The sequence below is a fragment of the Defluviimonas aquaemixtae genome (genome assembly GCF_900302475.1).
Lineage (GTDB): Bacteria > Pseudomonadota > Alphaproteobacteria > Rhodobacterales > Rhodobacteraceae > Albidovulum > Albidovulum aquaemixtae.
Genome location: NZ_OMOQ01000002.1, coordinates 92,946 through 113,941 on the forward strand (window position 1 = coordinate 92,946; position 20,996 = coordinate 113,941).

21 protein-coding genes are annotated in these 20,996 nt (G+C 64.0%); 10 read left to right on the top strand and 11 right to left on the bottom strand.

Annotation, left to right across the window (positions count from 1 at the left end):
* The first annotated feature begins 6 nt into the window (after window positions 1-6).
* The 3 genes from DEA8626_RS12185 (at window position 7) to DEA8626_RS12195 (ending at window position 2,872) form a co-directional block, all read left to right on the top strand.
* The gene (locus DEA8626_RS12185) at window positions 7-1,974 is read left to right on the top strand and encodes an OmpA family protein (protein ID WP_108853515.1); all 1,968 of its coding nucleotides are present in this window, start codon (window positions 7-9) and stop codon (window positions 1,972-1,974) included.
* A 67-nt stretch (window positions 1,975-2,041) separates the two neighbouring features.
* Window positions 2,042-2,368 (top strand): hypothetical protein, encoded by a 327-nt coding sequence (locus DEA8626_RS12190; protein WP_108853516.1) that lies wholly within the window; start codon window positions 2,042-2,044, stop codon window positions 2,366-2,368.
* A gap of 207 nt (window positions 2,369-2,575) precedes the next feature.
* Complete coding sequence (locus DEA8626_RS12195; protein ID WP_108853517.1) at window positions 2,576-2,872, top strand: hypothetical protein; 297 nt, start codon at window positions 2,576-2,578, stop codon at window positions 2,870-2,872.
* Window positions 2,873-2,900: 28 nt separating this feature from the next.
* Here DEA8626_RS12195 and DEA8626_RS12200 read toward each other — a convergent pair whose 3' ends face one another.
* The 4 genes from DEA8626_RS12200 to DEA8626_RS21070 all read right to left on the bottom strand — a co-directional run bounded on the left by DEA8626_RS12200 (window position 2,901) and on the right by DEA8626_RS21070 (window position 4,707).
* On the bottom strand, window positions 2,901-3,341 hold the full coding sequence (locus DEA8626_RS12200) for a molybdenum cofactor biosynthesis protein MoaE (protein WP_108853518.1): 441 nt from the start codon (window positions 3,339-3,341) through the stop codon (window positions 2,901-2,903).
* A gap of 2 nt (window positions 3,342-3,343) precedes the next feature.
* Entirely contained in the window at window positions 3,344-3,592 is a 249-nt protein-coding gene (moaD, locus tag DEA8626_RS12205) for a molybdopterin converting factor subunit 1 (protein ID WP_108853519.1), read from the bottom strand.
* Window positions 3,589-4,254: a CDP-diacylglycerol--glycerol-3-phosphate 3-phosphatidyltransferase gene (gene pgsA / locus DEA8626_RS12210; RefSeq protein WP_108853520.1), complete on the bottom strand. Its 666-nt coding sequence runs from the start codon at window positions 4,252-4,254 to the stop codon at window positions 3,589-3,591. The genes moaD and pgsA overlap by 4 nt, the downstream gene beginning before the upstream one ends.
* Window positions 4,255-4,440: 186 nt before the next feature.
* Window positions 4,441-4,707 carry a hypothetical protein gene (locus DEA8626_RS21070; RefSeq protein ID WP_181366435.1) on the bottom strand — a complete coding sequence of 89 codons (267 nt, stop codon included), beginning with the start codon at window positions 4,705-4,707 and terminating at the stop codon, window positions 4,441-4,443.
* Window positions 4,708-4,764: 57 nt separating this feature from the next.
* Between DEA8626_RS21070 and DEA8626_RS12215 the strand changes: the two genes are divergently transcribed.
* Window positions 4,765-5,787 carry an arylsulfotransferase family protein gene (locus tag DEA8626_RS12215; RefSeq protein WP_181366436.1) on the top strand — a complete coding sequence of 341 codons (1,023 nt, stop codon included), beginning with the start codon at window positions 4,765-4,767 and terminating at the stop codon, window positions 5,785-5,787.
* Window positions 5,788-5,802: 15 nt separating this feature from the next.
* On the opposite strand, the gene uvrC is transcribed toward DEA8626_RS12215, so the two are convergent.
* From uvrC to glpD, 7 genes are all read right to left on the bottom strand, one after another.
* The gene (uvrC, locus tag DEA8626_RS12220) at window positions 5,803-7,668 is read right to left on the bottom strand and encodes an excinuclease ABC subunit UvrC (RefSeq protein WP_108853522.1); all 1,866 of its coding nucleotides are present in this window, start codon (window positions 7,666-7,668) and stop codon (window positions 5,803-5,805) included.
* Between the two features lie 324 nt (window positions 7,669-7,992).
* Complete coding sequence (locus DEA8626_RS12225) at window positions 7,993-8,772, bottom strand: SDR family oxidoreductase (protein ID WP_108853523.1); 780 nt, start codon at window positions 8,770-8,772, stop codon at window positions 7,993-7,995.
* Entirely contained in the window at window positions 8,769-8,939 is a 171-nt protein-coding gene (locus tag DEA8626_RS21075; protein ID WP_181366437.1) for a hypothetical protein, read from the bottom strand. Before DEA8626_RS21075 ends, DEA8626_RS12225 begins: the two co-directional genes overlap by 4 nt.
* Window position 8,940: 1 nt before the next feature.
* The gene (locus DEA8626_RS12230) at window positions 8,941-9,744 is read right to left on the bottom strand and encodes a S49 family peptidase (protein ID WP_108854041.1); all 804 of its coding nucleotides are present in this window, start codon (window positions 9,742-9,744) and stop codon (window positions 8,941-8,943) included.
* A 49-nt stretch (window positions 9,745-9,793) separates the two neighbouring features.
* Window positions 9,794-10,927, bottom strand: coding sequence for an iron-containing alcohol dehydrogenase (locus tag DEA8626_RS12235; RefSeq protein ID WP_108854042.1), 1,134 nt, complete (start codon window positions 10,925-10,927; stop codon window positions 9,794-9,796).
* A complete protein-coding gene (gene glpK / locus DEA8626_RS12240) occupies window positions 10,927-12,411 on the bottom strand; it encodes a glycerol kinase GlpK (protein ID WP_108853524.1) in 1,485 nt (494 codons plus the stop codon). The genes DEA8626_RS12235 and glpK overlap by 1 nt, the downstream gene beginning before the upstream one ends.
* The gene (gene glpD, locus DEA8626_RS12245) at window positions 12,408-13,982 is read right to left on the bottom strand and encodes a glycerol-3-phosphate dehydrogenase (RefSeq protein WP_108853525.1); all 1,575 of its coding nucleotides are present in this window, start codon (window positions 13,980-13,982) and stop codon (window positions 12,408-12,410) included. Before glpD ends, glpK begins: the two co-directional genes overlap by 4 nt.
* A gap of 135 nt (window positions 13,983-14,117) precedes the next feature.
* Between glpD and DEA8626_RS12250 the strand changes: the two genes are divergently transcribed.
* From DEA8626_RS12250 to DEA8626_RS12275, 6 genes are all read left to right on the top strand, one after another.
* A complete protein-coding gene (locus DEA8626_RS12250) occupies window positions 14,118-14,882 on the top strand; it encodes a DeoR/GlpR family DNA-binding transcription regulator (RefSeq protein WP_108853526.1) in 765 nt (254 codons plus the stop codon).
* A gap of 251 nt (window positions 14,883-15,133) precedes the next feature.
* Window positions 15,134-15,985, top strand: coding sequence for a flagellar motor protein MotB (locus DEA8626_RS12255; protein ID WP_108853527.1), 852 nt, complete (start codon window positions 15,134-15,136; stop codon window positions 15,983-15,985).
* A gap of 92 nt (window positions 15,986-16,077) precedes the next feature.
* The gene (locus DEA8626_RS12260) at window positions 16,078-17,388 is read left to right on the top strand and encodes a flagellar hook protein FlgE (RefSeq protein ID WP_108853528.1); all 1,311 of its coding nucleotides are present in this window, start codon (window positions 16,078-16,080) and stop codon (window positions 17,386-17,388) included.
* 34 nt (window positions 17,389-17,422) lie between these two features.
* Window positions 17,423-18,877, top strand: a complete 1,455-nt coding sequence (gene flgK, locus DEA8626_RS12265; RefSeq protein ID WP_108853529.1) for a flagellar hook-associated protein FlgK — start codon at window positions 17,423-17,425, stop codon at window positions 18,875-18,877.
* 3 nt (window positions 18,878-18,880) lie between these two features.
* The gene (locus tag DEA8626_RS12270) at window positions 18,881-19,897 is read left to right on the top strand and encodes a flagellin (protein ID WP_108853530.1); all 1,017 of its coding nucleotides are present in this window, start codon (window positions 18,881-18,883) and stop codon (window positions 19,895-19,897) included.
* Window positions 19,894-20,991, top strand: coding sequence for a flagellar basal body P-ring protein FlgI (locus DEA8626_RS12275; RefSeq protein WP_108853531.1), 1,098 nt, complete (start codon window positions 19,894-19,896; stop codon window positions 20,989-20,991). The genes DEA8626_RS12270 and DEA8626_RS12275 overlap by 4 nt, the downstream gene beginning before the upstream one ends.
* Window positions 20,992-20,996: the final 5 nt, after the last annotated feature.

A 20,996-nucleotide genomic window follows, 5' to 3' on the forward strand; every position in this document is an offset into this window, starting at 1 on the left:
TATCCCATGCGTTTGAACCCACTTCGCACGCTGCCGCCCCGCCTGGTCGCACCGCTGATCTTCGCGCTCGCCGCCGGGCTCAGTATCTTGACGGCTGCCTGGGCGGCAGAGGTGGTGGAGCGCCGCTCGGCCGCCGGCGTGATCGAGGCGCTTTCCGGAGCGGGTCATGGTTGGGCTGAAGTGTCGACCGACGGCCTGCAGGTGATGCTGTCCGGCACGGCGCCGACCGAAACGGCGCGTTTTCGTGCACTTTCGACTGCGGGCGCGGTCGTCGATCCCGACCGGCTGATAGACGCGATGGATGTCACCGACGCCGCCGCGATCGCTGCGCCCGATTTCGTGATCGAGATCTTGCGCAACGCGGATGGCATTTCTCTCATCGGGCTCGTGCCGGAAGCGGCCGACCGCGCCCAGATCGTCGCCCAGTTGACCAACGTCGCCGGCACGGGCAGCGTGACCGACATGCTTGAAGCGGCGTCCCATCCGGTTCCCGACGGTTGGAAGGAAGCGGTCGAGTTTGGCATCGAGGCGCTCGCGGTGCTGCCGCGGTCCAAGGTCTCGATCAGCGCCACGCGCATTTCGGTTACCGCCATCAGCGACAGCGCGGCCGAGAAGGCGCGGATCGAATCGGAACTCAGCCGCAAAGCCCCGCGCGGGCTTCGGCTGGTGCTCGACATATCGGCGCCGCGCCCGGTGATCACGCCCTTCACGCTGCGCTTCATCATCGACCAGCAGAGCACACGGTTCGACGCTTGCTCTGCCGACAGCGAACGCGCCCGCGACCGGATCATCGCGGCGGCCGTCGCAGCCGGGGCCAGCGGAAAGTCCGCCTGCACGATCGGTCTCGGGGTGCCGACGCCGGACTGGGCCGAAGCGGTGACGATGGGGATTGCCGCACTGAAGGATCTCGGGGCCGGATCGATCACCTACTCGGATGCAGACATCTCGCTGATCGCGGCGGACACGGTCAGCCAGGAGGCGTTCGATCGCGTGGTAGGCGAGCTTGAATCCAATCTGCCCGAGGTCTTTTCGCTGCATGCGGTGCTAACCCCCGAACCCGAAGCGCCCTCGGCCGATACCGGCATCAAGGAATTTTCGGCGACGCTCAGCGAGGACGGGCGGCTCGATCTGCGCGGCCGCCTAGGTGGCGAGTTGTCGCGCGAGGCGGTCGAAAGTTTCGCGCGCGCCCGATTTGGCGGCGCGAAAGTTTACGCGGCAATGCGGCTCGATCCCGAGGTGCCGCCGGGTTGGCCGGTGCGTGTCCTCGCGGCGCTTGAGGCGATGGGGGAGCTTTCGTACGGGTCGGTTATCGTGCGTCCCGCCCTGATCCGGATCACCGGGGTGACTGGTTCGACCACCGCAAGCGACGCCGTAGCGCGCATCCTGTCGGACAAGCTCGGTGATGCCCAACAATTCGATCTCAACATCCGCTACGACGAAAAACTCGACCCGCTTCTCGGGCTACCCACCGACGAGGAATGCGAAACCGAGCTCAACCAGATCCTCGCCTTCGCAAAGATCAACTTCGAACCCGGCTCGGCCCAGATCGCAATAGATGCCAAGGACACGCTCGACAAGATCGCCGATCGGATGAGGGACTGCGCGGACTTTCCAATGGAAATCGCCGGTCATACCGACAGCCAGGGGCGGGAGGAGATGAACCTTTCGCTTAGCCAAGAACGGGCCGAGGCTGTGATCGGCGCGCTGATGTCACGCCGGGTGTTGACCGGAAATCTTACGGCGGTTGGCTACGGCGAAACCGTCCCAATCGCCGACAATGGAACCGACGAAGGCCGCGAGGCGAACAGGCGGATCGAGTTCCGGCTTCTGCGCCCTGCCTCAAGCGAAGTTGCGGGCGAAGGTGAAGACCAGGGCGAAGTCACGTCTGAAGGTGGCCCCGCGATCGTCGTCGAGGTCCAGACACCAGACGGTGATACGATCCGTCCGAGGAAACGACCCGAAGCGACGGACTGAGACCGGGCAGCCGCGCCACCTGAAACGCGGGCTTGACCGACGGCGCGCAGGAGGCGAAAGCAGGGCCATGAACAGAACCGAGCTTGTCTTTGCCACCGCGATCATTCTCTTCATCGCCTTCGGGCTGGGTTGGTTCGCATGCTGGATCCTGAACCGGCTGAGCCGCGTAACCCAGGCCGACATGGGCGAGCTGGAAAAGATGGCGCGCGACCTGCACGAGGCCGAGGAGACGCGCGACGAGGCGATCCGCTACATGGAGACCCGAGAGGCGGAGCTGGCGAACCAGCTCAACCAGTCCCAGGCGGAACAGCGCGCTGCAATGGACGGACTGCGCGAGGCCCGGCACGAGGCCGAAGAGCTCAGGGCTTATATCGAGCGGATGAGCCAGCGCTGAGTGGTCTTTCTTGAGTCCACCGATTCTATGTATATTGAGGTGGCGTCCGCTGGGCGCGCTGCGCGCCACCGGCGCGCGGATCGAAACTAGAGGGAGTGGAACGATCCTGGTCTCTCGATTTGCCGTCTTGTCGAAAACCTCGGTTCTGCCGCCGCACTTTCGATCGCGGCCCTTTTTCTCGCTGCGCCGGTTGCCGCGCAGCAGTTCATGTCCGAGGATGAACTTCTGGCAACGATCCCCGGCTCCATCATCGACGGGACCAGCAATGATGGCACGCGCCGGGCGCAAGCCTACAGCGCCTACAAGGGTGGCAAGGAATGCGGCGCCATCAACGTCGACTTTGGCGGTCAGAAGGGCAAGTCGAAGTGGTTTGTGAAGGACGGGCGGTGGTGTGAGGACTGGGGCAGCGGCAGCGCGTGCTGGCAGTTCGAGCGCGTGAGCTCGAAGAAACTCCGCATGTATGAGAACGACAAGCCGAAACCCAATCTCTGGGTACTGCGTTGAACAGAGGGGTGGATCGGACTAGAGCAGCTTACCAACGCCCCAGCGCGTCTTCGTCGGCGTCTTTTGCGGCGACCCACTTCGCCCCGTCCGGACCGATCTCTTTCTTCCAGAATGGCGCCCGGGACTTGAGATAGTCCATCAGGAATTCGGCCGCGTCGAACGCAGCCGCCCGATGCCGAGCGGCTGTGGCGACCATCATGATCGCTTCGCCGGGCGCGAGCAGGCCGTGGCGGTGGATGATCAGAAGATCGGCAAGGCCCCAGCGTGTCCGCGCTTCGTCGGCGATCGCCGCGATCGCCCTTTCGGTCATGCCGGGGTAGTACTCTATTTCCATCGCAGCCAGCTTACCGCTGTCGTCGCGGACCACGCCGAGAAAGGTCACGACCGCGCCGACGTCGCGCCCACCCTGGCCGAAATTTGCGCATTCCGCGCCGTAGTCGAAGGGCTCCCTTTGAACATGGATTCGCATTCTTAGCCCCCGGTCATGGGAGGAAAGAACGCGACCTCGCGAACCCCGTCGAGCGGCGCGGAGAAGTCCGAAAGCTCCTGATCGAGCGCGACCCTGAGCGCAGAAATGTCCGAGAAGGCAAGCGCGTAGCGCTCTTCTCGGGCGCGAAGCTCCTCGACGAGTTCGGCAACCGTCGTCGCCTGTGTCTCCACCCGCTCTCGAGGCTGGCCGATGCGCTCGCGGACCCACGCGAAGTAGAGGACGTCGATCATGCGTCGTCTTTCAGAAAGGGCAGCGCCTTCCGGAAGTAGTCCCATCCGGTAATGAATGTGAGTGCCGCCGCCACCCAGATCAAGCCGAGCCCGACCATCGTGGCATAGGACGAACAGCCCCTGACGCCGCAGGACCGGATCGGATCGGCCAGCCCGGCCGTCACCATTTCCGCATATTCCTCGGGCGTCATCCCGCGTCGCGCGATTCCTTCGAGATGCTCAAGCCCGGTGCCGAGGAACAGCACAGCAATTGCGATCATCTGCGCGGTCGTCTTCCATTTGGCGAGCTTCGTGACCGTCAGAAGTCCCGCGGTTGAACCGAGATATTCCCTGAGCCCAGAGACGAAGACCTCGCGGAAGAGGATCACTGCGGCGGGCAGGATCAGCCAGGGATTCATCCCGGAATACCCGGTGATCACCATGATCGCGATAACCACCATCGCCTTGTCGGCGATCGGGTCGAGCATGGCGCCAAACTTCGATTCCTGCTTCCAGAGCCGCGCAAGATAGCCGTCGAAATAGTCCGTCACCGCCGCGCCGACGAAAAGCGCGAGCGCGAACCAGTCGGCCCACGGGCGGTGAAAATACAGGAACATCACTGCCACGCCCGGCGCGGCAAGAAGGCGAAGCATTGTCAGAACGTTCGGGATCGTCCAGTTCATGGCGGAACCGTATCGTCGGGGCCCGGGGGATGAAAGGGGGATTGCAGCGTCCAGCAGATCGCCGAGCATCGCCGGCCGGTGCGTCAGGCAATTGGCCTTCGCCGCCAAATCGGCAATAGTCACGCTGTCAGCTGTGCCGCATCTCAGCTCGGAGACGGCTTACTAAGCCTGGGTGTCGATGGGGGGTTAATGGAACGATTTCTCTTCCGCAAAGTCGAGTTGTGGGTCGTCGGTGTCATCCTTATCTTCACGCTCATTGGCGCAGTCGTCTTCGGGATCATCGTCCGGAATCGCGCGTTGGGTCACGACAGGTTCGGCATTGTCGGCGAAGCGGCCTTTGCGGTCGCGAGCATCCCATCCACGGTGCGACAATGGAGCCGCACAGACCCGATGCGCGCCCGCGAAGGCGAGAGTCGCTTTGCGGGACTGCGCGGCTGGCAGAACGGCGCGCAACCGCTGCCGGGCTACCTTCTTCTATCGCGCTACGACGGCGATCGGCGCGGGCACAGCGTGGAGCTTGTCGACCTTTCCGACTTCTCGACCGAATTCACCTGGGCGCTAGATGCCGGGACGCTGTTCGAGGGATTGACGCCCGGCCCCGGCTACGGCGCTGGATCGAAGATCACTACCGACCGGTTCCGTGCCATCCATCCTTTGCCCTTTCCCAACGGCGATCTGCTAATCAAGGACCACAGCTCACCTGCGGTCAGGGTAAGCGCCTGCGGAGAGCGTATCTGGGGCAATCCGCGGATATTTCACCATTCTTCCGAATTTGGCCCGGAGGGCGACATCTGGATTCCGGCCATCAAGATTCCTGCAAGCGTGCCGTGGAGCGGTGGAGACTTGACCGACGATTCGATCGTTCGGTTGACGCCGCAAGGCGAAATCAAGGAAGAGTACTCTGTGTCGCGGCTGCTTCTGGAGAACGGCTATGAGTGGCTGTTGTCTGGAATGGGGGGCGAAAAGGACAGCGACCCCATCCATATGAATGACATTCAGCCCGTGATGACAGAGGGCACGGCATGGCGGCGCGGCGACCTTCTTGTCAGCATCCGGCACCGCTCAGCCGTATTCTTGTTCCGGCCGTCGACCGGCAAGATCTTGTGGCTTAAAACAGGGCCTTGGGTCTTTCAGCACGATATCGATATTGTCGGCGATGGACAGGTCGTGATCTTCGACAACGCGATGAACCCCAAGCTGATGCCGGTACCGGAAGGCCGTTTCAACCGCGTGCTGCATGTGGACCTGGGGTCCAACGCGGTCGAAGCGTACCAGCCCGAGGCTTTCGCGGCGGCCGAGATTCGCACGGTGCACGAGGGGTTGGCCGACCAGATGCCGGATGGCCGTATTCTGGTCGAAGAGGAGAATTTCGGGCGCATTATTGTGCTGAACGCCGATGGCAGCGTTGCAGCCGAGTACATCAACGGTGCCGACGACGGAATGGTCTACCGCCTCGGCTGGAGTCGCTACATGTCACAAGCGGAAGGCGATGCGCTCAGGGCCGCTTTGGAAGCCGTTTCCTGTGACGAGTAGATGCGGGCTGCGTGGCTACCCCTCGGCGTGGAAGAAATCGTAGACGGTCTGCGCCATCGCGGCGGAGATCCCGTCCACAGCCTTCAGGTCTTCAAGCCCCGCGCGGCTAACCGCCTTGGCCGAGCCGAAATGTGTCAGTAGCGCCCGCTTGCGCGCTGCGCCCACGCCCGGGATTTCGTCAAGGGGCGTCGCGCCCACAGACTTGGCCCGCTTGGCCCGATGTGCGCCAATGGCCCAGCGATGCGCCTCGTCGCGAAGCCGCTGAATGAAGTAGAGCACCGGTGAATTGTGCGGCAGCGCGAAGGGCGGCTTGCCGGGGCGGTGGAACTCCTCTTTTCCCGCATCGCGGTCGAGTCCCTTTGCGACCCCGATCATCGGCACATCTTCGACCGCCAGGTCCTCCATGATCTCGGCGACCGCCGAGACCTGCCCAGCTCCGCCGTCGATCAAGATGAGATCCGGCCACGCCTGGCTCTCGCGGTCCGGGTCTTCCTTCAGAAGTCTCCGGAAGCGGCGAGACAACACTTCCTTCATCATTGCGAAATCGTCGCCCGGGGTCAGATCCGTCCCTTTGATGTTGAACTTGCGGTACTGGCCCTTTTCGAAACCTTCCGGTCCCGCGACGATCATCCCGCCTACCGCATGTGCGCCTTGGATATGTGAGTTGTCATAGACTTCGATCCGTCGCGGCGCTGCGTCCAGGTCGAACGCCTCCGCCAGCCCCTCCAAGAGCTTCGACTGCGCCGCGCTTTCGCTCATGCGCCGGGCGAGGCTTTCTCGGGCATTCCGCGCCGCATTCTCGACGAGTTCCAACTTTTCCCCCCGCTGAGGCACCGCAATCTCAACTTTCCGACCGGCGCGGTCCGACAGCAGCTCCGTCATCAGATCAGCGTCCTCGATTGGATGCGACAAGAGGATTAGTTTAGGCGGCTCCTTGCCTGCGTAGAATTGGCCGAGGAAGGCTTCAAGTACTTCGGCCTCCTCCGCCCCCGCCCCGGTCTTGGGGTAGAAGTCGCGGTTGCCCCAGCTCTGGTTTGCGCGGATGAAGAAGACCTGCACGCAGGCTTGACCGCCCTCCGCATGAAGCGCGACCACATCCGCCTCAGCCACGCCACGCGGGTTGATTCCCTGAGCCGACTGCACCTGCGTCAGCGCCTTGATCCGGTCGCGAAGCGCTGCTGCTCGCTCGTACTCTAAAGCCTCCGAAGCCACCGCCATGTCTTCGGCTAGCTTCGCCTGCACCTGGGTCGTGCGCCCCTGCAGGAAGCGCTCGGCGTCAGCGACGAGCGTGCCGTATTCCTCCTTGGTCACATGGCCTACACATGGCGCCGAGCACCGCTTGATCTGATAGAGTAGGCAGGGCCGCGTACGGCTTTGGAACATCGCGTCCGAGCAGTTTCGGAGAAGAAACACCTTCTGCAACTGATTCAAAGTCCGGTTCACTGCCCCCGCACTCGCGAACGGGCCGTAGTAGTTCCCCTTTTCCTTCTTCGCGCCGCGATGCTTCTTGATCTGCGGGAATTCGTGCTCTCTCGACACTAGGATGTTCGGGAAAGACTTGTCGTCGCGCAACAGCACGTTGAAGTAGGGCTTGAGCTGCTTGATCAGATTTTGCTCCAAAAGCAGAGCCTCAGTCTCTGTCCGCGTCGTCAGGAACATCATCGAATGGGTCGCGTGGATCATCCGCTGGATCCTGAGTGAATGGCCAGCGGGCCGGGCATAGTTCGACACCCGTGCCTTGAGGTTCCGCGCCTTGCCGACATAGAGCACACGGCCCTCCGCATCGAGCATGCGGTAGACCCCCGGTTGACCGGTCAGTGTTCTGAGATACGACTGGATCAGAGTGTGACCGGCGGCCTTCCCCGACGTCAATTCAACCATAGCGCTTCAACCTGCGATTCCGGCCACCGATTCTCGGTTCGGGCTGCAATCTTAACTGCCCAAAATCAAGAGAAAACCTTTCCACGGAAAATGTGGATAACTTTGTCGAAAAGAATTGGGCACCGGTAATTTTCTGTTGTTTTCGGCAGGCTTCGTCACTTTGCCTATTTTTTGTGCGCTCCTTCAAGGCATTGAAAATGAACGGTATTTTTCGTGATCTGCGCAAATCCCTGAAAGCATTGAAAGAATCGTTACCTGTTTGTCATCCGGCGTTTACAAGTGGACAAGTCAAGCCCAGAAGAGGTTCCGGACAGCCAGAAACCGCTAGTCCACACCCAAAATATCCGGCGATGTCCAGCCGAGATGTTGCCCCCCATCGACACAGATGAGTTGCCCTGTCACGGCCGGCGCGTCGACAAGGTAGCCAAGCGCCGCGCAGATATCCTCGGGGTTCGCTCCGCGTTTGAGGATCGAGCCGGCGCGCTGCGCCCTGAACTGTTCCTCGGTCTGTCCTAATCCTTGAAGCGTCGAACCGGGACCAATCGCGTTCACTCGCACGTTGGGGGCAAGTGCGCGCGCGGCAGTCTGGGTAAACGCCCAAAGCCCCATCTTCGCAATCGTGTAGGACATGAATTCGGGCGTGAGTTTCATGACCCTCTGATCGAGCATGTTGACGACCAGCGCGCGCGACAACAGCTCCCCCCCGTTCTCCGCCGCCTGAGGCGCCTGCGCGGCGAAGTCCTGAGTCAGCGCGACGGGCGCGCGCAGATTGGATTCGATGTGCCGGTCCCAGCTTTCGCGCGTACCACTACGTATGTTGTCGTACTCGAAGATGGACGCGTTGTTGACCAAGACCGACAGCGGTCCGCCCAGCGCCTCGGCCGCGTGCGCGACGAGTTCCCGAGTCTCCGCTTCGACGAGCAGATCGGCCTGGATCGTCTCGGCGCGAGCGCCCAAGGCCCGCGCCTCTTCGGTAGCGGTCTTGGCGTCCCGCTCGGAACTGGCAAAATGGATGGCAACGTCGAAGCCGCGGCCAGCAAGGTAAAGCACCATGGCACGCCCGAGCCGCCGCGCCCCGCCGGTGACGAGCGCCCTGCCCGTCACGCCTTGCCACCGCAATCGCACGGTCTTTGCCCGATCTGCGGACGGCCGCAGTTCGGACAGCGTGCCGCTCGCAGTTTCCTGGGTCCTTGCCACGGCAGCCGCAACCGTCCGAACAGCGCGAGGATCGCGATGCCAATCAGAAAGAACGTGACGATCTTGATGATCATGTCAAAGTCCGTAGCGCGCCCAGATCGCCCGCTCTTCGATCAGGTCGATCGCGTCGCCGAGCAGCCGGCCACTCAGCCGCTGGAACAAGGAACGCTTCACGCCGTAAGGCACGAGCTTGACCTTGTCGCCATAGAGCGATTTCAGCTTCGGGACGAGATGTCCGACGCCATCGGCCAGCCCCTCGTCGACAGCGGCTTTCCCGACCCAAACATCTCCAGTGAAAAGATCCCGGTCGGCAGGCAGCTTTCCGGTACGCCGTTCGGACACCTGCGCCTTGAAGGCGTCGTGTATGGGCTCGATGATCGTCCTGAGGCGCGCAACATCCTCGGGCTTTTCAGGGCGGAAAGGGTCGAGGAAACTCTTCGATTTTCCGGCGGTATGCACACGCCGCTCGATCCCGTGACGGGCGAGAAGGTCGGGAAATCCGAAGCTTGCCGAAATGACGCCGATGGACCCGACGACGGAACTGTCGTCGACCCAGATGTCGTCACCGGCCGTAGCCAGCCAGTAGCCGCCCGAGGCCGCCACATCCTCGACGAAGGCATGAACGGTGATCTTTTTCTCCGCCGCAAGCCTGCGGATGCGGGCGGCGATGAGCGCCGACTGTACAGGCGAACCGCCGGGCGAATTGATCGCGAGGGCGACGGCAGCAGGTTTCCCGCGCCGGAACGCCTTTTCGATCATAGGCGCGAGCGTGGCGTCGTTCAGCCCCGCCCCCATACGCCCGCCGGCGGAGATGACGCCTTGAAGGCGGATCACCGCGACCCGAGGCGGCGATTTGAGAAAGGGGATAAAGCGTTTCATGGGGACCGATGTAATCCGCAGCGCGCCCGTGAACAATAGTGGAGAGCCTTCAGCCTGCAGCGCGGAGAATGGCGCTTAGGTCGTTGGTGTCCAAGGGTGCCGGATTGCCCGACATGGAGGATGAGGCGCGCGCGGCGTCCGCCATGACTGCATAGTCGGCGCGGTCGAGTCCTTGTGCCGACAGACGAGGCAGGCCGGCCTCGTGCATCCAAGCCTCGAGCGCGCCGACCCCGTCCGCTTCACCGAAGACCTCGCCAATCCAGCGGAATACATCGTCGAAGCGCTCCGCCTGAGATGTGCCCGGCAATATCGCAGCGGCGTTGGCCCGCAAGACATGCGGCAGGAGCGCGCCGCAGATCGCCCCATGCGGGGCGCCCGTCGTGCCACCGATGACGCCGGCGAGACCGTGCACCGCGCCGAGCCCGGAATTGGCGAGCGCGAGCCCGCCCGACAGACTGACCCACGCCATCGCGTCCCGGTCCCCAGGGTCTTCGTCACTCATTAACCGGCGTAGCGCCCCAAGTCCGGTGGGGATTGCCGCACGGCAGAGCGCGTCCGTGTAGGCGTTCGCCCGCGTGCAGAGAAAAGGCTCGATCACTTGGGTTATCGCGTCGAGACCGGATCCGAGCGTCACCAGGCCCGGACAGTCATCCGTCAGGGCGGGATCGACAACAGCGAGATCGGCGATCATCCGGTCATCGCGGAGTGAGACCTTGCGGCGATGTTCCGGCACGCCGAACACGGCGTTCTTCGTGACTTCGGCGCCGGTCCCGGCCGTGGTCGGAATGGCGACGAACGGCAAGGGTTCGGCCGCGAGCGGGCGGCCTCGTCCCACCACTTCGAGGTGATCCCTCGCGTCACTCGGCGCGGGCACGAGAGCCGCCACCGCCTTGCCCAGATCAATCGCCGCGCCGCCGCCCAGCGCGACGACGAGGTCGGACCCCTTGGCCGCAGCAACGGCGGTCTCGAGCATCGGGAGGGTCGGCTCGCCGGGACAGGCGTTGCAAGTCACTGCTAGACCAGCCTGTTTCAATGCCAGACGCAGCCAATCGGCACGTGACGGATCGCGGCCGTGGACGAGGAACACGCGTGTGCCCATCGCCGCGACTTCCGGCACCGCCGCATTAGACTCACCTCGACCGAACCGGATGCGCTTCGGCTGAGCAATCGCGAACGGTGATATCATACCCGCAGAGTCGCGTTGACGGCGCGTTGCCAGCGGGCGTATTTCGCCGTCCGCTCCGTCTCTTCCATCCCCGGCTCAAACCGTTTGTCGAGCGCCCATGCCTTCGCGAATCCATCAGCGTCCGGATAGACGCCTGCGCGCGATCCGGCGAGCCAGGCCGCGCCGAGGGCGGTCGTTTCCAGGACTTCGGGCCGATCGACCGGCGCGCCAATGATGTCGGAGAGAAACTGCATCGTCCAGTCAGACGCTGTCATTCCGCCATCCACGCGCAGGACACCTTTGGCCGCACCGCCCCAGTCAGCCCGCATCGCTTCCAGCAGGTCGCGCGTCTGGTACCCGACGCTTTCAAGCGCAGCCCTGACGAACTCGGCGGAGCCGGAGTTGCGGGTCAGCCCGTAGACCGCGCCGCGGCAATCCGCGTTCCAGTAGGGCGCGCCGAGCCCGACGAAGGCGGGAACCAGCACGACCTCCTGCGCCGGATCGGCCCTCTCGGCGAGGGCCTGGGTTTCGCCGGCATTGCCGATGATCTTCAACCCGTCGCGCAGCCACTGGACAACGGCGCCCGCGACAAAGATCGACCCTTCGAGCGCGTAGGTCGGCTTTCCGTCGAACTGATAGGCGATGGTCGTCAGCAGCCGGTTCTTCGACGCGACCGGCGTTTCGCCGGTGTTGAGGAGCGCGAAGCAACCGGTGCCGTAGGTCGACTTCATCATGCCCGGCCGAAAACAGGCCTGACCGATCGTCGCGGCCTGCTGGTCGCCCGCCACGCCATAGATCGGGATCTCCCGCCCGAAGAGATCGGCGCGGCTGTGGCCGAAGGCGGCTGTGCAGTCGCGCACTTCGGGCAGCATCGATCGGGGAATGCTCAGGAGCTTACAGATGTCGTCGTCCCAGCGCCCCTCCCGAATATTGTAAAGCAGCGTGCGAGCCGCGTTGGTGGCATCGGACGCGTGGACCTTGCCACCCGTCAGCTTCCAGATGAGAAAGCAATCGACGGTACCGAAGAGCAGGTCGCCCGCCGCTGCCTTCGCTCTCGCGCCATCGACGTTGTCGAGAATCCAAGCGAGCTTCGTGCCTGAAAAGTAGGGGTCGAGCAGAAGGCCCGTGCGTTCGGTAACCATCGGCTCATGGCCTGCGGCCTTGAGCTGCTGGCATGTCTCTGAGGTTCGGCGGTCCTGCCAGACGATGGCGTTGTGAATCGGTTCGCCGCTCTTGCGATCCCAGACGAGCGTCGTCTCGCGCTGGTTGGTGATTCCGATGGCGGCGATGTCATTGACGCCGACGCGCGCCTTCTCGATCGCAGCCCGGGTGGTCGCGGCGACCGAGGACCAGATGTCGGAAGGGTCGTGTTCCACCCAGCCGGACGCAGGAAAGTACTGAGGAAACTCCTCCTGCGCGACGGCTTTCACTTTCATTGCGGCGTCGAAAACGATCGCCCGGCTCGATGTCGTTCCCTGATCAATCGCAAGGATATACGTCATGTCGTCCCCCTTTCCGCCATCCAGCCGTCGAGCGCGGCAATCTCATCGGCGCTCATCCGAAGTCCGAGCTTGGTGCGGCGCCAGAGCACATCCTCGGCGGTCCGGGCATATTCCTTGGCCATCAGCCAGCGGACCTCGCGTTCCGTCAAGCCCGCGCCAAAGTCTCGGCCGAGATCGGCTTTAGACTCGACGAGACCCAATACAGCTTCCGCTTCGGTACCATAGGTGCGGATCAGCCGACGGACCGTTTTCGGCGCAAGGAACGGGCAGCGCGCGGCGAGCACCTCGGCCAGCGCATCCACTCCGTCGACCGGGAAGTCGCCGCCCGGAAGCGGCACGCCCGCTGTCCAGTTGCCCTTGGTTACGCCTAAGTGAGGCGCGATCTTCGCCAACGCCGCTTCGGCGAGCTTGCGGTAAGTCGTGATCTTGCCGCCAAAGACGTTGAGGAGCGGTGCGCCCTCCGAATTAAGCGTCAGGACGTAGTCGCGCGTCGCCGCGGTGGCCGAGCTCGCGCCGTCGTCGTAGAGAGGCCGCACGCCGGAATAGCTCCAGACCACGTCTTCGGGAGTTACCGGCCGTTCGAAGTATTGCGATGCGAAGGCGCAGAGATAATCGCGCTCGGCATCGGTGCAGGAAGCTTCGGACGGGTCGCCCTCGTGGTCCCGGTCGGTGGTGCCGATCAGCGTGAAGTCCTCCTCGTAGGGAATGGCGAAGATGATGCGGCCGTCGGTTCCCTGAAAGAAGTAGGCCCGGTCGTGGTCAAAGAGGCGGCGCGTCACGATGTGCGAACCGCGGACGAGCCGGATATGGGCGCGTGGCTCAAGATGCGCGACGTCGCGGATGACGCTCTCGACCCACGGGCCGCCGGCATTGACGAGCATGCGAGCGCGAAAGCGTTTCTCCCGGCCGTTCAGCGCGACGGTCACTTCCCATGCATCGCCGTCGCGCCGGGCCTCGGTGACCTTGGCACGGGTCATGATTTTCGCGCCCCGCGCCTCGGCGTCGCGTGCGTTCAGAACGACGAGGCGAGCATCCTGAACCCAGCAGTCGGAGTATTCCCAAGCGCGCTGGAACTTGGACATCAACGGCTCACCCGCCTTATCCCGGCCTAGGTCCAGCGTGCGTGTGCCCGGCAGAATCCGCCGCCCGCCGAGATGATCGTAGAGGAACAGACCAAACCGGATAAGCCAGGCCGGCCGGCGCCCGCGTAACCACGGCATGACGACGGACAGAAGCCGCGAGGTGGGCGTCGTGCCTTCGAACCGCATGTCCGGGTGCCAGGGAAGAACAAAGCGCATCGGCCAACTGATGTGCGGCATCGCGCGCAACAGAACCTCGCGCTCGACCAGCGCCTTCCGGACCAGCCCGATTTCAAAATACTCCAGATACCTCAGGCCGCCGTGAAACAGTTTTGTCGAGGCAGAAGATGTGGCCTGCGCGAGATCGCCCATCTCCGCCAATGCGACGCTTAGCCCGCGACCGGCTGCGTCCCGCGCAATGCCCACTCCGTTGATGCCGCCGCCTATGACGAACACATCGTAGGCGGGTTCGGGAATCGGCTCGGAAACCATGGGCGCCTCTGGCTGGAATGCGCCGGTTATCGCGCCTCGCTGCGCGTTTTGTCAAAGTTTTAATTCGCAAATGTTCGCTTTGGTGCGATAACCCCGACGGGTGCGCACGCCTTGTAACCCATGCAGGAGGACGGGATGGCGCTCAGTTTCCGCCAGAGCGAAATTCTCGACATTGCGCGAGCCGAGGGGCGCGTGGGGGTCGAGGACCTTGCCCAGCGCTTCGGCGTGACGCTTCAGACTATTCGGCGCGATCTGGGTGAGCTCGCAGAAAGAGGCAAGCTCGACCGTGTCCACGGCGGCGCGGTACTCAGGGCTGGTGTCGTCAATATCGCGTATGAAGAGCGGCGACTTATGAACGCCGACGCGAAGGCCGCGATCGCTCGGGCCTGCGCGGCGACGATCCCAGAGAATTCCTCCCTCTTTCTCAATATCGGGACGACGACCGAAGCGGTGGCGCGTGCGCTCCTGGGGCATCGCAACCTGACGGTCGTCACGAACAACTTGAACGTCGCAAACATTCTCGCCGCCAGCGAAAGCTGCGACGTGATCGTCGCGGGCGGGGTACTCCGGCGGTCAGACGGCGGTCTCGTGGGTGACCTGACGACCGAAGCGATCACCCATTTCAAGGTGGACCACGCGATCATCGGCACCTCGGCACTGGACCAAGAGGGCGACCTTCTGGATTTCGACCCGCAGGAAGTGCGGGTCAGTCGCGCGATCCTAAGGCAGGCCCGCGCCTCGTGCCTCGTCGCCGACGCCTCGAAGCTCGACCGTCGCGCGCCGGTGCGCATCGCGTCGCTCTTCGATATCGGCCGGGTCGTCACTGACAAGGCGTTCCCTGACGAGCTTGCGCGGAAGTGCCGCGAATGGAAAACGGATGTGATCCTCGCCTGCGGGTGAGTCGCCGGGCATGATCGGCCTGATCCGTAAGGAATACGGCGATAATGGGCGAGCGGATGGAGTTCCTGCACCCGGACAGCGCGGCGGGATCGTTCGGCTAAGATTTCGCGTTCGATGTCAGCAGTCGCTGGAGCTGGCGGCCCGACACGCGCCCGAACCTTCGACCGCGCGCAGTCGAGCCGGTAGGAGATTAGCACTGCGTTAAGCCGCCGCTGCTACCAGTGGGGTTGGGTGAAGAAAAGGTTGGTGGGATGAGCGGGCAGTCAAACGCCGCGCCAGTCATCATCAAGCGCAAGAAGGTCGTCGGTGGCGACGGGCATCACGGCGGCGCCTGGAAGGTCGCCTATGCCGATTTCGTGACCGCCATGATGGCCTTCTTCATGCTGATGTGGCTTTTGAACGCGACGACGGAGAAACAACGGAAGGGAATCGCGGACTATTTCAGCCCGACGATTCCGCTCAGCCGTGTATCCGGCGGCGGCGACGGATCTTTCGGAGGCGAAAGCGTGTTTTCCGAGGATCAGATCGCCCAGAACGGCACTGGTGCATCGAGCCTCAGGCCCACGGAAGAACGTCAGGCAATGGGCCAGACTGGCACCGACGCCGCCGACACCTCTGCCGACGCTTCGGCCGAGACCCAAGAGCTTCGCCGCATCGAGGAAACATTGATGGGAATCGGCGGTGAAAGCATGGTCAGCGAAGCCGCTGCGCGCCACATCGTCACGCGCGTCACCGACGAGGGGCTGATCGTCGAGATTTTCGACCTCGATGACGAGCCGCTGTTTCGCCATTACACGGACGAAGCGGAACCGATCCTGATCGAGATGGCCGGGATGCTTGCGCGCGTCTTCGCGCTCGTCGAGAATGGCGTGGCGGTCAACGGCCATATCCGAGCGCTGCCCGAGGTATTGCGCGAAAACCCCTCATGGGACCTTTCTTCCGCGCGGGCCATGCGGACACGCATCCTCCTCGAGAACAGCGGTCTCACCGCAGAGCGGGTTCAACGCGTGACCGGATTCGCCGACCGGCGGCCGGCGCTGCGCAACCCCATGGCACCGCGCAACAACCGGCTAGAGGTAATCTTGCTGCGCTCTGACATGTGAAATAGCGACCATTTGAATCGTTAGGGCGATGTTAAGCCTCCGCGCGGCATGGTCGGTGAGATCGACGGACGAGCAGCAGAAAGGCGGCACACATGTCCATCTCCTCCTCGCTGAACGCCGGCGTGGCTGGCCTCAGCGCCAACGCCACCCGTCTGGCGACCATTTCCGACAACATCGCGAATTCCGGTACCTACGGCTACAAGCGCGCGTCAACGGATTTCGAGAACTTCGTCATTAATCAGGCGCGCGGCGCTGGCACCTACTCGGCCGGCGGCGTGCGCGCCGCGACGACGCGGTTGATTGATGAACATGGCGCACTTGTCGCCACGTCGAACGCGCTCGACCTCGCGGTCTCGGGACGCGGCATGCTGCCGGTGACCTCTTCGGTCTCTCTGAGTTCGTTCTCCGGCGGCGCGCAGCCTTTGATGATGACGACGACAGGCGCATTCCGCCCGGACGCGGACGGCGTTCTGCGGACGGAATCCGGCCTCGTGCTTCTTGGCTGGCCTGCCAATGCAGACGGAACTATCCCTGTCCTGCCGCGCGACACTATTGCGGGGCTTCAGCCGGTCGTCATCAATGCCAACCAGACGGCGGGCGATCCGACCACAACGATGAACCTCGGCGTGAACCTACCCGCGACCGCGACCGAGGCGGGGGCCGCAGGGAACGCACTGCCTCTGTCGGTCGAGTATTTTGGGAATCTCGGAACCTCCGACACGCTCGACATAACGTTCTCTCCAACAGTTCCAGCTTCGGGAAGTTCGAACACATGGACGATGGAGATTCGCGATTCCTCGCAGAGCGGCGCGCTGATCGGCGAGTACTCCTTGGTCTTCGACGACACGCGGGCGAATGGCGGCACGCTTGCCTCTGTCACAACCGTGTCGGGTGGCGCCTACGATCCCGCCACGGGCTCGCTTGCGCTGAGCGTGGCCGGCGGTCCAATCACGATGACGATCGGAAAGCTCGGCGATCCGAACGGGCTCACGCAGCTCTCCGACAGCTTCGCGCCCACGTCGATCACGAAGGACGGATCACCGGTCGGGAATCTCACGACGGTGGAGGTTGACGACAACGGCTTCGTCACGGCGACCTACGACACCGGTTTCACGCGCCGCATCTACCAGATCCCCGTAGTTGACGTTCCGAACCCGAACGGGCTCATCGCGCTCAACAACCAGACATTCCAGGTCTCGCCCGATTCCGGATCGTTCTTCCTCTGGGATGCCGGTGACGGTCCGACAGGCTCGGTCGTAGGCTATGCGCGCGAGGGCTCGGCCACGGACGTCGCGGCCGAACTGACGGCGCTGATCCAGACGCAGCGCGCTTACTCGTCGAACGCCAAGGTGATCCAGACGGTCGACGAGATGCTGCAGGAAACCACCAATATCAAGCGTTGACCGGGACGGGTGGCGCCTGTCCGGAGGCTAGACCATGAGCCTGTCCACATCGCTCGCCAACGCCTTGTCTGGCCTGACAGCCGTCTCGCGCAGGGCAGAGGTCGTGTCCTCGAATGTGTCCAACGCGCTGACCGAGGGCTATGCGCGGCGCGAATTGCTCCTCTCGGCGCAGTCGCTCGGCGGAAATGGTGCGGGAGTCCGGATCGACGGGGTCACGCGTGTTGTCGACAGAGTTTTGCTCGCAGATCGCCGCCTCGCGGACGCAGACGCGGTCAACGCGGCGCTGCGGACCGATTTCCTGTCGCGCATCGAGGGCCTGATCGGCGCACCCGGCGACGCCGGATCGCTCGCCGACCGGATCGCATCGCTGGAAGCAACGCTGATCCAGGCCGCGAGCCGTCCGGACTCCCAGGCGCGCCTGCAGGAGGTCGTCGATGCGGCCCGTGGCCTCGCCGGCCATCTGAACACGCTGACCGATGCGGTTCAGCAGGCGCGCATGGATGCCGACGACTCCATCGCGAACCAAGTCGAAACACTCAATCTGACGCTTGAGCAGATCGACCGGTTGAACACCGAGATCCTGGCGCAGCGCAGCTCGGGGCGTGACGCGACCGCGCTCATGGACGAACGGCAGAGGCTGATCGACCGGGTTGCCGGGATCGTGCCTGTGCGCGAGGTTGCGCGCGACCATGACCAGATTGCGCTCTTCACGACCGGCGGCGCCATTCTGCTCGAAGGCAATCCGGCGAAGATCGGATTCTCGCCCGTCGGTGTCGTGACCGCCGACATGACGCTAGCCTCTGGCGCTCTATCGGGCCTGACGATCAACGGAATGCCGGTGCCTTCGACGGATGGCGGCGTGTTAGGCGGCGGAACGCTCGGTGCGGCGCTCGCGGTCCGCGACGAACTCGCGCCGTCGGTGCAGAGCCAGCTCGACGCGCTCACGCGTGACCTGATCGAACGGTTCGAGTCGCCGTCCGTGGACGCGTCCCTGGCGCCCGGGCAGCCGGGCCTCTTCACCGATGCGGGCGCGGCGCTCGATCCGACGTTGGAGGTCGGCCTGGCCGGCCGCATGCGGCTCAACGCGCTGACCGACCCCGCCCAAGGCGGTGCGCTCTGGCGCCTGCGCGCGGGACTCGGGGCGGCCGGCCCGGGCGATGTCGGCGACGCGGCCCTTCTGACCGCTCTGAGCCACGCGCTCTCCGCTTCCCGCGTTCCGTCCTCGGGCGCGTTCATCGGCGCCGGGCGCTCTGCGTCCGGACTTGCGGCGGACGTCCTGTCCGGCGTCGCAAGCGCACGGCAGCAGGCCGAGTCGCGGCAGAGCTTCAGCGTGGCGCGGCAGGGCGCTCTGACCGAGCTGCATCTCGGCGACGGTGTCGACACCGACGCCGAGATGCAGGCGCTTCTTCTCGTCGAGCAAGCCTATTCCGCCAACGCGCGCGTGATCCAGGCGATCGACGACCTCATCCAGCAATTGATCGGGCTTTGAACGATGAACTACATTTCCATCGGCGACATGGCCCAGTCCTACCAGATGCGGCGCCACAACGTGGAGCTGCAGAAGCATCTCGTCCGGTTGAGCGAAGAACTGACAAGCGGGCGCAAAACCGACCTTGCCGAAGCACTCTCGGGCGATTTCAAGGTTCTTGCCGGAATAGAGCGCAGCCTCGAGACTCTTGCAGCATTCGAGGTGGCCGGAAGCGAGGCGGCGCTGTTCGCCGAGTCGCTGCAAAGAGCACTCGAGAACGTTGAAACTATGACGACGGACCTCGCGCCGGCGCTTCTCGTGGCCGGCACGAACGGAGGCAAGACGCATGTGGACACGAGCGCCGGCGACGCACGCCAGAAGCTTCACTCGGTTGTCTCGGCTCTCAATACGCAGGTTGCCGATCGATATCTGCTCTCGGGCGCAGCAACCGACGCGAAGCCGCTAGCCGGCGCGCAGGATATTCTCGATGCCCTGATAGTAGCCGCATCCGGTCAGACAACCGCTTCGGGCGTGGAGGCTGCGGTCGCCAGCTGGTTCGACGCGCCGTCGGGGGCCGGCGGGTTTCTTGACGTGATCTACGGTGGTTCGGGGCAAGGGCTTGCCCCCTTCCGCACCGCACCGGGCAGCGAGGCGCGATTGGATGTGACAGCCGCCGATCCGGCTTTGCGCGATCTGCTCGAAGGCTTCGCGCTCGGGGCGCTTCTCGCCGAAGGAGTTCTGTCGGGCCACACTGCCGAGCGGGCAACTCTCGTGCGGCGCTCGGGCGAAACCCTCATCGCCGCGAACTCCGACCTCGCGGCGCTGCGGGCGCGGATCGGATCGGTGGAGGGTCACATCGCCGACGCCCAGGCGCGGAACGCGGCCGAAATCTCAGCGCTCACGATCGCTCGCAACGCCATCACCGCCGCCGACCCCTACGAGACAGCCAGCGCGCTGGAGGCCATCCAGGGCCAGTTGGAGACGCTCTACACTCTCACCGCGCGTCTCTCGCGCCTCTCACTAGCGGATGTCCTTCGATGAAGCTCTTCTCGGCACTTCTCCTCTTGATGTTCACCGGCGCAGCCGCGGCGGCTCCGATCCGAATCAAGGATCTGGTCGAGTTCGATGGGGTGCGCGGAAACGACCTCGTTGGCTACGGGCTGGTCGTCGGCTTGAATGGTACCGGCGACGGGATCCGCAATGCGCCGTTTACCGAAGAAATCATGTCGAACATCCTTGAAAGGCTGGGTGTCAACGTCACTGGGGAAAGCTTCCGACCCAAGAACGTGGCGGCGGTGTTCGTGACCGCAACGCTGCCGCCGTTCGCGCGCGCAGGCAGCCAGATCGACGTGACGGTGTCGGCAATCGGAGATGCGAAGAGCCTCTTGGGCGGCACGCTCGTCATGACCCCTCTCAATGCCGCAGACGGTGAGATCTATGCGGTCGCCCAAGGCACGATAATCGCCGGCGGCGCTTCGGCTGAGGGTCAGGGCGCGAGCGTGGTGCAAGGCGTGCCGACGGCAGGATCGATCCCAGCGGGCGCCAGGGTGGAACGCGAAATCGCATTCGATTTCGGCGGGCTCGACGCGGTTCGACTTGCGCTCAGGGGCCCTGATTTCACGACGGCGGCGCGCATTGAAAGCGTCATCAACGACGAGTTCGGTCGGCGCGTCGCGCGGATGACAGATGCGGGCACCGTCGCGCTCGATATCAGGGCGACGGGCATGGGGTCACCCGCTCATGTTCTCGGGCGGGTGGAGAACCTGCTCGTTGAGCCCGAGCGTCGCGCGCGCGTCGTGGTCGATCAGCGTTCGGGCACGATCGTCATGGGGGCGGATGTGCGCATCAGTCGGGTCGCGGTCAGCCAGGGCAACTTGACGCTTCGAATCGAAGAAAGCCCGGTCGTGGTGCAGCCCAATCCGTTCGCACAGGGAGAGACGGTGGTCGTGCCGCGTTCGGCCGCGGCGATCGATGAGGAGCCCGGTATTGGCATGGCCGAGATCGGCGAGGCGTCGTCGCTATCTGATGTGGTCGCGGGGTTGAATGCTCTCGGCGTAAGCCCGCGTGACATGATCGATATCCTGAAGAGCATCAACGCCGCCGGAGCCCTGCACGCGGAATTTCTCGTGCAGTGACGCGC

Bases quoted from the DNA above. Each gene is read 5' to 3' on its own strand.
- DEA8626_RS12185 (WP_108853515.1), top strand. From the start codon at position 7: ATGCGTTTGAACCCACTTCGCACGCTGCCGCCCCGCCTGGTCGCACCG.
- DEA8626_RS12190 (WP_108853516.1), top strand. From the start codon at position 2,042: ATGAACAGAACCGAGCTTGTCTTTGCCACCGCGATCATTCTCTTCATC.
- DEA8626_RS12195 (WP_108853517.1), top strand. From the start codon at position 2,576: ATGTCCGAGGATGAACTTCTGGCAACGATCCCCGGCTCCATCATCGAC.
- DEA8626_RS12200 (WP_108853518.1), bottom strand. From the start codon at position 3,341: ATGCGAATCCATGTTCAAAGGGAGCCCTTCGACTACGGCGCGGAATGC.
- moaD (WP_108853519.1), bottom strand. From the start codon at position 3,592: ATGATCGACGTCCTCTACTTCGCGTGGGTCCGCGAGCGCATCGGCCAG.
- pgsA (WP_108853520.1), bottom strand. From the start codon at position 4,254: ATGAACTGGACGATCCCGAACGTTCTGACAATGCTTCGCCTTCTTGCC.
- uvrC (WP_108853522.1), bottom strand. From the start codon at position 7,668: ATGGTTGAATTGACGTCGGGGAAGGCCGCCGGTCACACTCTGATCCAG.
- DEA8626_RS21075 (WP_181366437.1), bottom strand. From the start codon at position 8,939: ATGATCATCAAGATCGTCACGTTCTTTCTGATTGGCATCGCGATCCTC.
- DEA8626_RS12230 (WP_108854041.1), bottom strand. From the start codon at position 9,744: ATGAAACGCTTTATCCCCTTTCTCAAATCGCCGCCTCGGGTCGCGGTG.
- glpK (WP_108853524.1), bottom strand. From the start codon at position 12,411: ATGACGTATATCCTTGCGATTGATCAGGGAACGACATCGAGCCGGGCG.
- glpD (WP_108853525.1), bottom strand. From the start codon at position 13,982: ATGGTTTCCGAGCCGATTCCCGAACCCGCCTACGATGTGTTCGTCATA.
- DEA8626_RS12250 (WP_108853526.1), top strand. From the start codon at position 14,118: ATGGCGCTCAGTTTCCGCCAGAGCGAAATTCTCGACATTGCGCGAGCC.
- DEA8626_RS12255 (WP_108853527.1), top strand. From the start codon at position 15,134: ATGAGCGGGCAGTCAAACGCCGCGCCAGTCATCATCAAGCGCAAGAAG.
- DEA8626_RS12260 (WP_108853528.1), top strand. From the start codon at position 16,078: ATGTCCATCTCCTCCTCGCTGAACGCCGGCGTGGCTGGCCTCAGCGCC.
- flgK (WP_108853529.1), top strand. From the start codon at position 17,423: ATGAGCCTGTCCACATCGCTCGCCAACGCCTTGTCTGGCCTGACAGCC.
- DEA8626_RS12270 (WP_108853530.1), top strand. From the start codon at position 18,881: ATGAACTACATTTCCATCGGCGACATGGCCCAGTCCTACCAGATGCGG.
- DEA8626_RS12275 (WP_108853531.1), top strand. From the start codon at position 19,894: ATGAAGCTCTTCTCGGCACTTCTCCTCTTGATGTTCACCGGCGCAGCC.